Source organism: Leptothoe sp. PORK10 BA2 (genome assembly GCF_034932105.1).
In the GTDB taxonomy this organism is placed as follows: domain Bacteria; phylum Cyanobacteriota; class Cyanobacteriia; order Phormidesmidales; family Phormidesmidaceae; genus Leptothoe.
On sequence record NZ_JAYGIG010000026.1, the window covers coordinates 1 to 15965 of the forward strand.

The following is a 15965-nucleotide window of genomic DNA, read 5'->3' on the forward strand; positions in this document are numbered from 1 at the left end:
TCGATATTGCGGGGGCGTGGTGGACCGTGGAGAAGGCTGAGCAGCTCATGACCTTGAGAGTATTGCGAGAAAATGATGGATGGAATGATTATTGGGAACAACAGTTGCCTACCGCTGCCTAACCCTGACTGTCACTTTTAATTACACCCCAGGGTTACCCCTTCCGTCATTAGCCCCTGCCCGGCATAGGCCACACTAACGTAGTAGCCCAAATAGGCATTTTGAAACCCACCATAAAAAATCTGGCTGAGATTGACCACTCCTACCAACGCATGGTCCACAACATGGCAAATCAGCAATCCTTCAAACGTACCGGATTGACAACGCTGAATATAGCGATTATAACCGCGTTCGTCCTGGGCCAAAGCCACCCACGGGGTATGAAAATCCGCACTGCGCTGATGGAGCTCTACAAGCACAGACCAGTCGTCTGCATCAGGGGTTCGAATAAATACGCGGGACCCCATAGCTATGTCCAGTCACTGAATCTACAGATACTTTTATCGCTATTGTGGTGCCATATCAATGTACTCAAACCCCAGTGCGCCTCAGTAACTACCGAAGATTTACACGGACCAAGCATCACAGCTATGGAGATGAGCGGGACTCCGCCTACTCGCCTGAACAGACTACTAGTACAGCGTCAAAGTTAAAAATTCGGGTTGGGATCGGGAGTGGGCTTCGACAAGCTCAGCCTCCGGGGAATGGTGAGTAGGGAGTAGGGTATGAGGTTTAGCAAGGTTTAAGCTAATCACTCATCTACCCGAAAATTTAATCTTGACGAACCACTAGGTGACTGGGTGAGTTCTTTCGCCATATTGAGAAATGAAATTGCTTTTGTTGGCTGCTGCCGTCGTCTCGCATTGGCTTGCACCGAGGAGGTCATGGACGGTGACTCAGAACCAACGGTGCGATACGGCACAGCCGTGGCAATGTCAATGTTGTCCACAGATACATGGGGTGGCCTAGGTATCTGGGGGTTAACCCGTTTAGCCATATCGAGAAATAGTGCAGGGCTGCCCGTTTTAGGCTGCTGATCGTAGGGGCGAAACGTCTGCACCACCCCTTGCCAAATGGGCTGGGGGAACCCTAGTTGATCGCGATGGTAGGCCTCATAACGAGGGGAGGCAATGTTGAAGGGGATTTCACCAACATTGCGACAGGGGAGAAGACGACGCCTGTAATAGGGCACAATATTCTCCCCAAAATTCTCAAGATACTCATGGCTATTGAGTAGCTCATCAATAAACCCTGCAACGCCTTTGCTCATGACAACGGCTGACCAAGAAATTTTCTCTGCCTGGCCATATACTCGTCGCCCTAACACTCTTTCAATACAGTGTTGAACAAAGCGATAGTTATTATTTTTAGTGTAAAAGCTATCAATAAATGTGTTGGACAATAGCAGCCCTCGAATAAAATCACGCACCGTGATCTGGCGGTTGCGAAGCTGAGATTCTAGGGCAGTTTCGCGATCCCAATCAAAGGCATGGAAGAAGATTTGTCGATAAGCGGCACTGATTAGCTCCCCCATCTCCAAGGGTGAGAACAGTTCATCGGTAGAATAAACTATTGCTTCATCATCCGGAGCACCTAGGGCATCAACACGGTGATTGGGGCAGGAAAGAGAATACGCCAATATAGGTATAGTCATGTTTATGCAAACCTTGGTTCTGATGAAGTGAAACAGCTGTATCGCTTTAGTGAATTATAATTTCTGCTCGATTTGTTTTATATTTCATATTCTTTATTTTAGTCTGCACAAGTTTTGCACAATGCAGTTGGTCTAATGGTTGGACATGGAGATTGGCTTAGTAAACGATGTTTGGGAGAGTATTATGGCGGGTTTACAGGAAGCTAGCAGATTAGGGATTAAACCCTTTGATGAGACGAAACCGGTTGAGTTGAAAGCGAGTTGGTCCCAACGTGATATAGAAACTGTGATTGCAGCGGCCTATCGCCAGGTACTCGGCAACGAACACCTTATGGACAATGAGCGGTTGGTGGGACCTGAGTCACTGTTGACTCGCGGCATTCTGTCAGTGCGAGATTTTATTCGCGCGATCGCAACATCAGACCTATACCGCAGAAAGTTTTTATATCCCAACTTCCATGTCCGTTTCATCGAACTAAACTACAAGCATCTCCTCGGTCGCGCCCCCTATGACCAAACCGAGATTTCGTATCATTTAGATCTATTTCTCACCCAAGGATACGAAGCCGAGATTGATTCATACATTGACTCGGCAGAATATGAAAGCCGATTTGGAGATAACCTGGTGCCCTCCCACCAAGATTTTCAAACCGACCATGCGGGTCAACGCACAGTCGGGTTTAGCCGATTGCTCCAACTATATGGCGGCTACGCCAGTAGCGACCGGGCCCGAGGCCAAAAACAACCTTATTTAACCGAGTCTGTCGCCAAAAAATTGCCCGCTCCCATCAGCACATCCTCGGCGTCTGCCCTGGCGGGTCCGTTAGCCCGTGGGGCCGTTTACCGACTGCGAGTGGTCCGTGCCGCCTCCCCCACCTCCCCCAGAGCACCGGTCGTACGCCAAAGCCTCACAGAACTGCTGGTGCCCTACGATCAGCTAACAACGAAGTTACAACAACTAAATCGAGCAGGCAATAAGGTCATTAGCGTTACTGCCGTCTAATATCGCAATATAAAGGAGAAGTTTAGATGGCTATTACCACAGCTGCCGGTCGGCTAGGAACATCCGCCTTTAGTGAAACAGGCCCCGTGGAGCTACGGCCCAAAGCTACACGGCAAGATGTTGAAACAGTGATTCTTGCAGTATATCAACAGGTGCTGGGCAATCCCCATTTGCTGGCCGCAGATCGACTGAGCATTGCAGAGTCCCTGTTACGGGATGGCAAAATTACTGTGCAAGAATTTGTGCGTCAAGTCGCCAAGTCGGACCTGTACAAACAAAAGTTTTTCCATAACACCTTCCAAAGTCGCACCATCGAGCTGAACTGCAAACACCTGCTCGGACGCGCCCCCTACGATCAAAAAGAGATCGTCGAACATTTAGATATTTACGAATCCCATGGGTTCGAGGCGGATATCGACTCTTACATTAACTCCACCGAATATCAGACTTACTTTGGGGAACACATTGTGCCCTACTATCGCGACCTGGTCACCACGGGGGTGGGCCAACGCACCGTTGGGTTTGCCCGCTTGTTTCAGCTATACCGTGGGTACGCCAGTAGCGATACCGCCCAGTTCACAGGCAACGCCCCCCAGCTAGTCAACGACCTAGCCAAGAAAACAGCCGCCGTTGTCAAACCACCCCTAGGCAACACCCATCGTTCCCCATTTATCCCCGCCCCCAAGGGCGATGCCTCCGGCAGTGCATTTGGGGGTTCCAAAGCCTTTGGTGCTGGGAGACTATTTCGAGTCGAGGTGGCCAGTATTAACGGTCTTGGGTATCCAAAAGTGCGCCGGGTCAACAAAGCCGTCATCATTCCCTACGAAGAACTCAGCCCCCACATGCAACGGGTACAACGGCAAGGGGGAAAAATCGCCAGCATTATAGAGCTTTAAATCTGGACCTAGGTTGGAATCCAGGTCAAACATTGTCTTTCGTCAAGCACATCCATTGTCAGTGGAGAAGTTTTTGCTTTTCTACTGGCAATATTTTTGTAGCTGCTGATTTAGGGCTCGTTAAAAATTAACATCATGGTCTTGTTCCTTAAAATCATGGCTTAACAAGCCTTTTCGGATTAAACCGTAAAGTAGTTTCTTGACAACTGCTTAGCTGTGGGCGCTTCAAACAATGAATTGGTTTTTAAAGAATAGAAACAATTGCTTAACGATCCATTAAATAGCCCGTAGATTATTAGGTAGCAGCATTTAACTAATCGCTAATGGGATGGGATGATGGGGCAGGTGAACATTTTTTGTGGGAAGAGGTCATTGATCCTCATCCCATTACGGCCTCTAGCCAAACTTTACTTTCGAAGGCATTAACCAAGTTGACTGCACAGCCAACCAAGGGCTGTATTGTGGTTTTGCGCGGCCATAGTGTGATCGGCATTGTTACTCAACAGAATTTATTAGCCGCCATTTCTCAACGGCAAAACTGGGAAAAACTGAGGCTGGCTAAGATAATTCTCCAGCCAGCGACAACCATACTTCAGGCAGATTTATCTACCCCTGCCACCGTACTAGAGATTTTTGACCAGCAGCCCATTAGCGAGCTGCCGGTAGTAGATGAACAAAATAAGTTGGTGGGCGTGATTTCCCATCAACGCCTATTACAAGCCACTAACCACTCAGAGCCTGCCATTAGCATGCGGCGCCAGCATCAACGGGCACAGCTGTTTGCAGAAATCACCCTCAAAATTCGTCAGTCCCTACAGCTCAAGGATATTCTCCAAACGACGGTGGAAGAAGTCCAGAATCTGCTCAATGCGGATCGGGTCTTAATTTACCAGGTGCTGCCCGATGGCACTGGCAAAGCCACCAGCGAAGCCGTGAAGGAGGCTTATCCAGCTGTTTTGGGCATGGCCTTTCCTGAGGAGGTTTTTCCCACAGATTATCAGCAACGCTATGCCAAGGGTCGGATTCTTTCGATTAAGGATGTGCACGCTCCAGATGCTGGCATTGCTGAATGTTTACTGGAATTTATCGAGCAGTGGAATATTCAATCTAAGCTGATTGTGCCAATTGTGTATCCCCTAACTCCAGAACAGTCCCAAACAAAACCATCGGACGGCCATGAGCTGTGGGGGCTGCTAATTGCCCACCAGTGCGAAAGCCCACGCCAGTGGACCGATTTTGAGTTGGAATTAATGCAACAACTGGCGGCGCAAATTAGTATTGCCCTGTCCCAGGGACAGATGCTGGAGTATCTAGAAGAACGGGTGAAGCTGCGCACCGCCGAACTAACCGAAACCAATCGGGCGTTACAACAAGAAATTCAGGAACGCAAGCAAATTGAAATGGCCCTGCGCCAAAGTGAAGAACAAATGCGGCTGATTACCAACAATCTGCCGGTGTTGATCGCCTATGTGGATGCGCAACAGCGCTATGGCTTTAATAATCAGGCCTATAACTACTGGTTGGGGCAAGATCCAGTCACCCTCCATGGCAAAGCCATCCAAAGCGTCACCGCCCCCGAATACTACGAGAAAATTCAGCCCCACATCGAGGCCGCTCTCCAGGGCGAACAGGTGACCTATGAAAGTGAGATTATCTTCAAAGACGAACGCAGTCACTCGGTGAGCGTCAGCTATATTCCCCATGTGGAACTGGGCTCCAGGGGTAAGGCTAAAATCAATGGCTTTTTTGCCCTCACAACGGACATTAGCGATCGCAAAGCCATCGAGCGCATGAAAGATGAATTCATTGCCGTCGTCAGCCACGAACTTAGAACGCCCCTCACCTCCCTCCACGGCTCCCTAAAGCTAATTGCCACCGGACGGTTGGGCCATCTTTCCTACGAAGGTCAGCAAATGCTCGCCGTCGCCGACGAGAGCACCGACCGCCTGGTGCGCTTAGTCAACAATGTCCTCGACCTACAGCGCATCGAATCCGGTGACGTCACCATGGACCACGGGGTTTGCAATGCCGCCGACTTGGTCGAGCAGGCAGCAGAAGCGATGCAAACCATGGCTAAACAACACAGAATTGAGATCCAAACCCAGCTGCAGCCCCTGTCGATTTGGGCTGACCCCGACTACATTGTGCAAACCCTCACCAACCTGATTGGGAACGCCATTAAGTTCTCAGCACCCAACAAAAAAATTACATTAAGTCTGCAGCCTCTAGAGTCTCAACCAGCGGACCTATCCCCAGAGCAGCCTTTACCAGCCGCCATTTTCTGCGTACAGGACCATGGCCAAGGCATTCCCACCGATAAACTAAGCAGTATCTTTGAGCGCTTCTACCAGGTAGATTCATCCGATTCTCGAAAAAAAGGCGGCACCGGGTTGGGGTTAACCATCTGTCGAAAAATTATTGAACAACATGGCGGCACAATTTGGGCCGAAAGCCAGATAGGAAAAGGCAGTAAGTTTTATTTTACAATCCCACTCTCTGCTAATTAGGCATTAGAAATTCCCATGAACTCGAAACTTATCCTTGTCATTGATGATGAAGAACCCATCCAAAAGGTAGTTCGCCTCAGCCTAAAACTAGAGGCCAACTGGCAAATCATTTGTGCATCATCGGGTCTAGAGGGAATTGACCTAGCAGAACAGCACCACCCAGACGCCATCTTATTAGATGTGATGATGCCTGAAATAGACGGCATTAAGACCTTTGAACGGCTAAATAAAAACGTCGACACCCAACATATTCCGGTAATTTTATTGACCGCCAAAACAGGCACCGCCGAAAAACGTCTGTTCCAAAAAATTGGTGTCACCGGAGTCATTACCAAACCCTTTGACCCACTGACATTGGCCAGTCAAATAGCCAAGCTACTGCAATGGACGCTCTAATTCAATGAAAATCTTATTGGTGGATGATGATAATGCCCTGGCTGACATCTTAATACAGCAGTTGACGGTGCAAAACTATGTTGTTGATCGGGTAGCCGACGGTGAAACGGGCTGGTCCTATGCATCCACCTTTGAATATGCTCTGATTGTTTTAGATTGGGTACTGCCTAGCTTAGATGGGCTGCAGCTGTGTCAACGGTTACGCAGTGGCGGCTATGGCGTGCCCATCCTCCTGTTGTCCTCTAAAAATCAGCAAGCCGACAAAATTCAAGGCTTGGAAGCAGGCGCTGACGATTATTTAGTGAAACCCTTCGATGTGAAGGAGCTACTGGCCCGCATTCAAGCCCTGGTCAGACGCACATCCACTGAACCCCAGCCAATTTTAGCCTGGGGAAATTTGTGTTTGGATCCCATCAGCTGTAACGTCACCTATCAGGGCTATCCAGTCGCACTCACCGCCAAAGAATATGCCCTGCTCGAATTGTTCTTGCGCCACAGTCACCAGGTATTTAATGCATCGACCCTACTAGACCAAATTTGGTCTTCCGATGAATTTCCCAGTGAAGCCACAGTGCGCTCCCATATTCGAGGACTAAGACAAAAACTCAAGGTCGCAGGTATTTCTGCCAACGTGATTGAAACCGTGCGGGGTTTAGGGTATCGCCTAGGCACCTCCCCCACCGACATCCCACCCACTCAAAAAAACAACGCTCTCTCCTCCGCTGAACGTCAGGCCCAGTATTTGGCCAGCCTCGTTCAAACTTGGCAAACCCATAAGGGGGAAAGCATCAAACGCTGGAACTACCTGAAGACCTTATCCCAAACCCTGAAAGAACAGGGGTTGAATGAACAGCAACGGTTGCAGGCGAAGCAAAAAGTCCACAGTTTAGCTGGCACCTTAGGAATCTTTGGCCTGGTTGAGGGGCATCGGTTAGCCCTCCAAATAGAACAGTTGTTAACAACCGCTACGCCCCTCTACCCCAGACAAATTGCTCAATTTCAAGTATTGGTTACCACCCTGGGGCATGCCCTGGATAATCCGCCCCAGCTGGTGTCTTGGACCGAAGACACCCCCCACCTACCCAAAATTTTGCTGTTGGATGTGACCGGGGCACCCTACATTCAACAACTCATGGCCCTAGCGGTCACCCAAGGCTTAGAGGTGGATATCGCCACCTCCACCGATATGGCAGCAGAGATTTTAGGGTTAAATGCCCCCGGGGACAACAATCTGGATGCCATAGCTGAGCTGCCAGATCTCGTACTGCTCAATTTAGTGGGGCGCGACAACGCTCTGGACTTAAATGAAGTTAGTCTGCAGCTGTTATTGCAGTTGATGGCCACCCTCAGTCAACAATGGCCCCAATTGCCCCTGGTGTTGATCACGCCCCAGGGAGACTTTGGTAATCGTCTGGATTTGGTGCGGCGGGGGGCGGCCATGGTACTAGAATATCCGGTCAGCCCTGCGGAAATTTTAGAGGCGATCGATCAGGCCACCTATTTAAGGTATCGCCACAGCAAGATCATGCTGGTGGATGATGACAGTCACTATTTGGATAAGGCCATGAGACTGCTGAAACCGTGGCATTTTCAAATTACCCCCCTGGCAAATCCCAGTCGTTTTTGGACGATCTTTAACCAGATTATGCCGGATGTGATTATTTTAGATATTGAAATGCCTGGCATCAATGGCTTTGAGCTGTGCAAAGTAATTCGCAGCCATCCCCAATGGCAGCATCTACCGATTATTTTCCTGAGCATCCATGCGGACCCAGCCACACAATCCCAGGCATTTGCCGCCGGAGCAGATGACTATATTACTAAGTTTAGTCAGGAAGACAATTTGGTATTCCGCATTTTAAATCGACTCAAACGTTACCATGCCTGGTGTAATCAAGAAAGTGCCCTATTAGCGGTTGACTAGTTGTTATTTTTGTAAAATTGACCCCATTGGGCTAGGTGCACAGGGTCTGCACAGGTGTGCGCCATGGTAAGACTATGCCCTGGGATTATTTCCGTGGCCAACCGGTAGCTTGCGATCGCACAGACTGCCCCACAGATTTCACCACGACTTAACAATTCACCATGGATCAAGCTTATTCCACCTCCCTGCGTCAACAACAACACCCCCTAATTACCCAGTTAGCCAACACCATTGAAATCGCCTGGAAGAAACAATTTGCCCTCTATCCTTACCAAATCCCCAAAGACCTAGGCTATATAGAAGGCAGCCTGGAAGGGGAAAAACTCACCATTGAAAACCACTGCTATCAAACGGTACAGTTTCGTAAACTCCACCTAGAACTCGCCAAAGTAGGGCCCCACCTCGACATCCTACACTGCGTCATGTTCCCCCGAACCAACTTTCCCCTGCCGATCTTTGGGGTGGATATCGTAGCAGGACGAGGCAAAATTAGCGCAGCCATCGTGGATCTATCCCCCACCAACAGCCTTAACCGGCTTCCCATCAACTATCATCAATCCCTGCAAAAGCTACCTAGTCAGCAGTTTTCCCAACCGCGCACCCTACCCGCCTGGGGAGACATTTTTTCAGAATTTTGCTTATTTGTCAGTCCGGGCAACGAGCAGGAAGAAGCTGCTTTTCTCAGCCAGGCCAGACTCTTTTTATTAACCCACTGCCAGCTGAGCAAACAAACCCAGCCCGTTGAATCCATCGAGCAAGAAGACCAGCTAGTTTCAGGGCAGCGACGCTACTGCTTGCAACAACAAAAAAACGACAAAACCCGGCGTATTTTAGAGCGCGCCTTTGGGGAAACCTGGGCAGACAGATACCTACGCACCATGCTGTTTGACTATACAGAAACTGCGATATCTGATAAAAGTGCAACAGAATGTAAATAAATCCAAGCTTTATTAAGCACACTGCCTCAGGCAAAAGGCCTATCCTTCAAAAGGCTGAGCAATTGTAAGCATTCAGACACACATGGGTGCACAGAAGCTGCACAACCAAATTGATTAAATCATATTGGTTCAAAAGTCAGAGTCTTGGTTGTCATCAAGATTCTTTTCCCTCAAATCTTATCGATAAATCTTTGATAGTCGTGCAGCAGATTAGGCTACGTTGCCACACCTTAGAGGCTGTTCAGGTCCTTCAGCACATATTTAAGGCTGCCTTCCAACGGTCCTAATTATGTCAGAACGAGGCTTCTCTACGGTGACAACAACGCCTTTATCTAGAGGGATTTTTTGATGCTTTCTTTAGTGAGATGTTTCCTAGTATATCCTTGCACTCTAGAGCGGCACTTTCCTCTCTCGCATCGATCAGAAATCACTTTCACCCACTGGAAATGTATTTCAGCTAGAGCATCTCAGTCGATAAAAATTGAGGCTCACCTTAGCAGCTTCAGTACTTGTACATACTTGTCTTAAGTAGGAGATTTTTCCATGTACGATGTTTTTACCAAGGTTATTGCCCAAGCCGATGCACGGGGTGAATATATTGGCGATGGCCAGATTGACGCGCTAAATAAACTCGTTGCCGAGGGCAGTAAGCGCATGGATGTGGTTAACCGGTTGACAGGTAATGCCAATGCAATTGTCACCAATGCAGCACGGACTCTTTTCAAAGAGCAGCCTCAGCTAATTGCCCCCGGCGGTAACGCATACACCCACCGCCGCATGGCAGCCTGCCTGCGCGATATGGAAATCATTCTGCGCTATGTTACCTACGCGATATTCACTGGTGACGCCAGTGTGTTAGATGACCGGTGCTTGAATGGTTTACGGGAGACTTACCTAGCCTTAGGAGTCCCTGGCACGTCCATGGCAGAGGCCATCAACAAAATGAAAGCCGCCGCCATGGCCATTGCTAATGATAGGGCAGGCATTACCCAAGGTGACTGCAGCTCCCTAATGGCAGAACTCAGCGGTTACTTTGACCGAGCAGCGGGTGCTGTGGGCTAAGGGTCCTCCCCGTTAAAAACTTTTTCGTCAGTTTTGTAGATAATTTTTAGAGAGATTTAGCACTATGAAGACCCCCATGACCGAAGCTGTTGCCACCGCCGATTCCCAAGGCCGTTTCCTCAGCAGCGTTGAAATGCAAGTTGCCTTTGGTCGTTTTCGTCAAGCCCAGGCTGGTCTAGCTGCAGCCCAAAGCTTAGCGAGGAATGCCAACAATCTGGTAGAAGGTGCGGCCCAATCGGTCTACCAAAAATTTCCTTACACCACTCAGATGCAAGGTGACAACTATGCCTCCACAGCCGAGGGCAAAGCCAAGTGCTCCCGTGACATTGGCTATTACCTACGGATGATCACCTACTGTCTAGTGGCGGGTGGCACAGGGCCCATGGACGATTATCTGGTGGCTGGCGTATCTGAAATCAACAAGGCTTTTGAATTATCTCCCAGTTGGTATGTTGAAGCACTGAAGCATATTCGGGGCAACCATGGCCTGAGCGGTGATGCCGCCGTTGAAGCCAATTCCTATATTGACTATGCCATTAACTCCCTGAGCTAAGGGTTAAACCTAATCCGTAGCCTGATGCTGTCAGGCTACGGAGGTTACTAGCCCATCAACCATCAACGACAGTTCTGGAAAGCAATTATGACAAGTGCCGCATCAGCTAGTCTCCTAGGATTTGAACCATTTGCTCAAGTAGTTCCCACTGAACTGAGAGCTTACCCCAGTGCAATAGATGTTGAAAACGCTATTTGGGCCACCTACCGCCAGCTACTGGGCAACGACCACATCATGCGATCAGAACGTCTCACCAGTGCTGAATCGCTGCTAAAACATGGGCATATTAGCGTGCGTGATTTTGTGCGGGCGTTGGCTCTTTCCAATTTATACAAACACAAGTTCTTTACTAAAATTCCCCAAGTTCGCTTTATTGAACTCAATTTCAAACATCTGCTGGGGCGCGCTCCCTACGATCAAACGGAGATTGCTGAACATGTTGACCTCTATGTGCAGCAAGGGTATGAAGCTGAAATCAACAGCTACTTAGACTCTGCTGAATATCGTGATAATTTTGGCGATCAGACGGTCCCCTACTATCGAGGCTTTGCCACCCAACGAAATCAGAAAACAGTGGGTTTTGTCAGAATGTTTCAGCTGTATCGGGGCTATGCCAGTAGCGATCGCACCAATAATAAACAGGGACGCTTGACCACAGCATTAGCCACCAATACGGCCACCCCTGTGAGAGCATCGGGTCTGGGCAAAGAACTCCAGGGAATCACTCGGGGCAAACGGGAAAAGCTTTATCGCATCCGCGTATCCCAAGCCGCCAGCGGCCGCACCCCCCAAATTCGCCGAGGCATTCAGGAATATTTAGTAGCTTACGAACAGCTATCGCCCACATTAAAACGACTGAACCAACGTTCCAGTCGCATCATTGATATCACCCCCGCCTAGGCTGGTGTAGGTCTCAACTGTGGTCCCCATGGTCCCCCCTTGAACACTGCGTCAACCAGACCTCATTTAGCTATTTTAATCAGGAGATTGAGCTGTGGCGATTACCCAATCGGCGGCATGGTTAGGCATCAGTCCGTTTAATGAGCAAAGCCCTGTAGAATTTCGCGCCAACGACTCAAGCAGTAATGCCCGCGTTGTTATTCAGGCAATCTATCGGCATGTCTTAGGGAACGATTACTTAATGAAGTCGGAACGGCTGACAGGTTTAGAATCTTTTTCGACTCAGCAATCGAGTTTTTGTGGTGCCCTACGGGGCCTTATCCAAAACACTCCAGCGCATTAACAAAACGGGTGGGCAAATTGCCACCATTACCCGTGCGTCATAGCAGCGCGCTTACACCATTGTTTCGCCTTTTTATTAAGAAAGAACTGCCATGTTAGGACAATATTCAACCAGTCGCCTGTCTACGGCGGATAGCCGCATGTTTGTGTATGAATTGACAGGATTAAATGAGAATGAGGTGACGGTAAATCACCAGGCTCCCATTCGCCAAAGCCATACCCAGTTTGTCCAAGTTCCGTTTCATCGCATGAATGAAGAGATGCAGAGGATTGGTTTATTGGGGGGGAAAATTGTCAGTATTCGCCCACTGAACAGTGTTTTAACAGTAACAGAAAACAACGGCCAAGACAACACCTAGCCCACAGGGTTAGATTGCCCACAACAGTTTAATTTCAAATCTTGTTCTCACACGATTCTTACCAGGGAGCTCTTTAAACGGAATGCCTGTAACCGCTAGTGGTGGAAGCCCTTTAGTACGCCCCAAGCTCTATCAAACCGTACCGGTTGCAACCATTATGCAAGCCGAGCAGCGCGATCGCTATATGGATAAGGGCGAGTTTGGGGCGCTGACGGAGTTTTTTAAGTCGGGGAAAAAACGGCTTGCGATCGCAGCCACCCTCACCGAATATTCCGAGCTCATTATTTCCCAAGCCGCCAACCGCATTTTCACCGGCGGCTCCCCCCTGTCATACCTAGAGCGGATAGAAATCGAACTCCCATTAAGTTCCCCACCACCAGCCGAGAACGGCGCAACCACGAGCAAAGGTTCTAATGGTATTCTAGGGGGCTTGCGGGAGTTCCTAACCATTAAAGATACCCCCACCCCCGCCAACTTTCGCCCCATTAACATTGGGCGCTACGGCCCCAATAAAATGCAGAAATCCATGCGGGATTTAAGCTGGTTTCTGCGCTACCTAACCTACGCCATTGTGGCGGGCGACCCCAATATTTTGACGGTTAACGTCCGGGGGCTCAGGGAAATCATTGAACGCGCCTGCTCATCCGCTGCCACCATCGTCGCCCTACAAACGATGCGCGCTGCCAGCCTCAACTATTTCCGACAAGACATCGCCGCCCAAGAACTGCTGCTGCAATACTTCAATGTATTAGTTAACGAGTTCAAAGCCCCCGCCCCTAGCGACAAAATCCGCCAGCGACCCTCTGCGGATCTACAGGGACTCAAGCTGCCCCAGAGCTACTTCAATGCCGCCGAACGTCGGCCTAAGTTTGTCATGAAGCTGGGGCTGTCTAACTTCGAAAAATGTTCGGTGATCAAAGCGGCCTACCGCCAGGTATTTGAACGAGACATTACCCGAGCCTATTCCTTAAAGATTTCCGACCTAGAATCCAAGGTCAAAAATGGCGAAATCACCATGAAAGAATTTATTCGCCGCCTGGCCACATCTTCCCTATATCGCCAAAATTTCTTTGAGCCGTACACCAACAGTCGTGCCATTGAACTGGCCTTCAAACATATTTTGGGCCGGGGTCCCAGCTCTCGCCAAGAGCTCCACACATGTTTTACAGCCGTTTCAAACCAAGGGCTACCTGCCCTGGTGGATGCCTTAATCAATTCCGACGAATATGGCGATTACTTTGGCGAAGAAACCGTTCCCTATTTGCGAGGCTTTGGGCAAGAAGCGCAAGAATGCGTCAACTGGGGACCCCAGCACGATCTCTTCAACTACAGTGCGCCCTTTCGTAAAGTCCCCCAGTTCATCACCACCTTTGCCGCCTACGCACAACCCTTACCCGATCAACATCCCTATGGGTCGGGCAATGATCCCCTCGAAATTCAGTTTGGCGCCATTTTTCCACAGGAAACCCGTAACCCCAGCCGTCGGCCCGCACCGTTCAATCGAGACACCCGGCGCATTCTGATCCACCACGGAGCCGCCATAGACAGCCAAATTAGCAATCCCACAGCCCACAACCAACAGAACGGCACCTTCAGATCTCCCATCTTCAAACTAGATCACAGTCCGGCCCACGATAGCCTCAACTTCACGAAAGGCGCTACCAAAAGAATTATTCGCGCCGCGTATCGACAAATTTTTGGACGCGACATCTACGCAGGGCAAGCCCTACAGGTCGCCGAAACTCGCTTAGAAAATGGCGAGATCTGTCTACGGGATTTTGTCAGACTGCTGGCCAAATCTGACACCTTCCGTCAGCTCTATTGGACGCCCCTATATGTGGTAAAAGCGGTGGAATATATTCACCGACGGCTGTTGGGACGCCCCACCTACGGGCGACAGGAAATAAACAAGTATTTTGACATCTGTGCAAAACAGGGTCTCTATGCCCTGATTGACACTCTCATCGACAGCCCAGAATACATTAAACATTTTGGCGATGACGTTGTCCCTTACGAGCGCTATATTACCCCAGCTGGCAAGTCTCTACGCACCCTACGCCCAGGCACCCTAAACACCACAGGGCTGAAAGCGCCGGCCCCATCGCCTCAGGTCCCCAGGTTTATAGAACTTGGGACCGTAAAAGATGACCGTGGCGCCCTTGAACTCAACCGTCGAGTAGGGCAAGGGGTAAATTCTCGCCGGGTGCAGACCAAACTCTTCAAGCTCACCACCCTTAACGACAAAATTTACCTCCAGACACTGATGCGGGCAGCCTATACCCAAATCTTTGAACGTGACATTTCCCCCTATATTGTTAAAACCGAATTTACGTCCCTGGAAAGCAAGCTCAGCAATGGGGAAATCACCGTCAAAAAGTTTGTTGAAGCGTTAGGCTGCTCCAACCTGTACATGAAAGAGTTCTATGCCCCCTATCCCAATACCCAAGTGATTGAGCTAGGCACCAAACACTTTTTAGGCCGAGCACCGCTCCACCAGCCAGAGATTCGTCAATACAATCAAATTTTGGCCACCCAGGGCATACATGGTTTTGTGCACAGCCTGGTGGAAACCGATGAATATATGCAGTTGTTTGGTGACGATACGGTCCCCTATCGTCGGTTCCCTAGTTTACCGGCAGCTAATTTTGCCAATTCGGAACAGCTCCACCAGCAGCTCACTCGCCAAAGCGCCAGTCCTATGGCCCCCCATGGCATTTACACAACCGTGCCATAGTGTCGGCAGAAAAGCATTTGCCATGCACTAAGCAAGGTTTAAGCTCATCGGGAGGATTAGTGGGGCTAGGTTGGACGTGATATTCCAACTCTAGTCCTATTTCCTTCCTCATGACTACAACCCTCTCCTAATAAACGTTTCAGTCACTTAAATGGCTAGAGTGGAACACCGGTTACACCCGAAGGCAACGATGAAAATGATCCAGCTTTCGGTAGCGGTTGGTGTCAGCTTAGAGATGATGACACCCTGGAAGGTGAAATCGTGTTTTATGAGGAAGACAGTTCAGGATTTGAAGCTGTGCGGGCTAAGTGCGGACGACTCATGTCGGTGGCAAAGCCAAGGATGTTGCGATCGCAATGCTGATAAACCACGTCACCATCCGCAATCACATAGGTAGCACCCCGCTGGGTAATGTGGGTTATATCCGGCACATAGGCATTCCACTTGCCCAGCCACATCCGCCCTATTCCGCAGTCGTAGAGTAGTAGCCAGCTCAAAGGGACTTGGACTGTCACTACAGGAGCATCTCATCAGGGCCAGCCTAATAGCCACCTCAATTTTAGTAGACGCAACTCGGCAGATTAGCGTCCACAGCCACTCATTGCCTGACTTTTCGCCAATCATTACTTTTTCGTATCAAATTCCTTGCGATCAAGGCTGCAGAACGCTTCATGTTTCTATACAATATTCCCTTAAT

At 49.5% G+C, this 15965-nt stretch carries 15 protein-coding genes and 1 pseudogene; 13 read left to right on the plus strand and 3 right to left on the minus strand.

The window, feature by feature from the left end:
- Nucleotides 1-137: 137 nt before the first annotated feature.
- Both VB741_RS08875 and VB741_RS08880 read right to left on the minus strand, forming a co-directional pair.
- Nucleotides 138-467, minus strand: a complete 330-nt coding sequence (locus VB741_RS08875; RefSeq protein ID WP_323364807.1) for a GNAT family N-acetyltransferase — start codon at nt 465-467, stop codon at nt 138-140.
- A gap of 443 nt (nt 468-910) precedes the next feature.
- Nucleotides 911-1654: pseudogene (locus VB741_RS08880) on the minus strand (phycobilisome rod-core linker polypeptide); the annotation flags it as partial.
- A gap of 184 nt (nt 1655-1838) precedes the next feature.
- Between VB741_RS08880 and VB741_RS08885 the strand changes: the two are divergent.
- From VB741_RS08885 to VB741_RS08940, 13 genes are all read left to right on the plus strand, one after another.
- Nucleotides 1839-2657: a phycobilisome linker polypeptide gene (locus tag VB741_RS08885; protein ID WP_323364809.1), complete on the plus strand. Its 819-nt coding sequence runs from the start codon at nt 1839-1841 to the stop codon at nt 2655-2657.
- A 26-nt stretch (nt 2658-2683) separates the two neighbouring features.
- Complete coding sequence (locus VB741_RS08890; protein WP_323364810.1) at nt 2684-3553, plus strand: phycobilisome linker polypeptide; 870 nt, start codon at nt 2684-2686, stop codon at nt 3551-3553.
- Between the two features lie 323 nt (nt 3554-3876).
- The gene (locus VB741_RS08895) at nt 3877-6060 is read left to right on the plus strand and encodes an ATP-binding protein (protein WP_323364811.1); all 2184 of its coding nucleotides are present in this window, start codon (nt 3877-3879) and stop codon (nt 6058-6060) included.
- Between the two features lie 15 nt (nt 6061-6075).
- Nucleotides 6076-6456 (plus strand): response regulator, encoded by a 381-nt coding sequence (locus VB741_RS08900; RefSeq protein ID WP_323364812.1) that lies wholly within the window; start codon nt 6076-6078, stop codon nt 6454-6456.
- Between the two features lie 4 nt (nt 6457-6460).
- Entirely contained in the window at nt 6461-8380 is a 1920-nt protein-coding gene (locus VB741_RS08905; RefSeq protein ID WP_323364813.1) for a response regulator, read from the plus strand.
- Nucleotides 8381-8541: 161 nt separating this feature from the next.
- A complete protein-coding gene (locus tag VB741_RS08910; RefSeq protein ID WP_323364814.1) occupies nt 8542-9318 on the plus strand; it encodes a phycocyanobilin:ferredoxin oxidoreductase in 777 nt (258 codons plus the stop codon).
- 543 nt (nt 9319-9861) lie between these two features.
- A complete protein-coding gene (locus tag VB741_RS08915) occupies nt 9862-10380 on the plus strand; it encodes a phycocyanin subunit beta (RefSeq protein ID WP_323364815.1) in 519 nt (172 codons plus the stop codon).
- 64 nt (nt 10381-10444) lie between these two features.
- A complete protein-coding gene (gene cpcA, locus VB741_RS08920) occupies nt 10445-10933 on the plus strand; it encodes a phycocyanin subunit alpha (protein WP_323364816.1) in 489 nt (162 codons plus the stop codon).
- Between the two features lie 87 nt (nt 10934-11020).
- Complete coding sequence (locus VB741_RS08925; protein ID WP_323364817.1) at nt 11021-11833, plus strand: phycobilisome linker polypeptide; 813 nt, start codon at nt 11021-11023, stop codon at nt 11831-11833.
- Between the two features lie 94 nt (nt 11834-11927).
- A complete protein-coding gene (locus tag VB741_RS08930) occupies nt 11928-12176 on the plus strand; it encodes a hypothetical protein (protein ID WP_323364818.1) in 249 nt (82 codons plus the stop codon).
- Nucleotides 12136-12219: a phycobilisome linker polypeptide gene (locus VB741_RS26285; protein ID WP_442786325.1), complete on the plus strand. Its 84-nt coding sequence runs from the start codon at nt 12136-12138 to the stop codon at nt 12217-12219. The genes VB741_RS08930 and VB741_RS26285 overlap by 41 nt, the downstream gene beginning before the upstream one ends.
- Before the next feature lie 48 nt (nt 12220-12267).
- Complete coding sequence (locus VB741_RS08935; RefSeq protein WP_323364819.1) at nt 12268-12534, plus strand: phycobilisome linker polypeptide; 267 nt, start codon at nt 12268-12270, stop codon at nt 12532-12534.
- Between the two features lie 82 nt (nt 12535-12616).
- Nucleotides 12617-15268 (plus strand): phycobilisome rod-core linker polypeptide, encoded by a 2652-nt coding sequence (locus VB741_RS08940; protein WP_323364820.1) that lies wholly within the window; start codon nt 12617-12619, stop codon nt 15266-15268.
- A 266-nt stretch (nt 15269-15534) separates the two neighbouring features.
- Here VB741_RS08940 and VB741_RS08945 read toward each other — a convergent pair whose 3' ends face one another.
- Complete coding sequence (locus VB741_RS08945; RefSeq protein WP_323364821.1) at nt 15535-15726, minus strand: hypothetical protein; 192 nt, start codon at nt 15724-15726, stop codon at nt 15535-15537.
- Between the last annotated feature and the right edge of the window lie 239 nt (nt 15727-15965).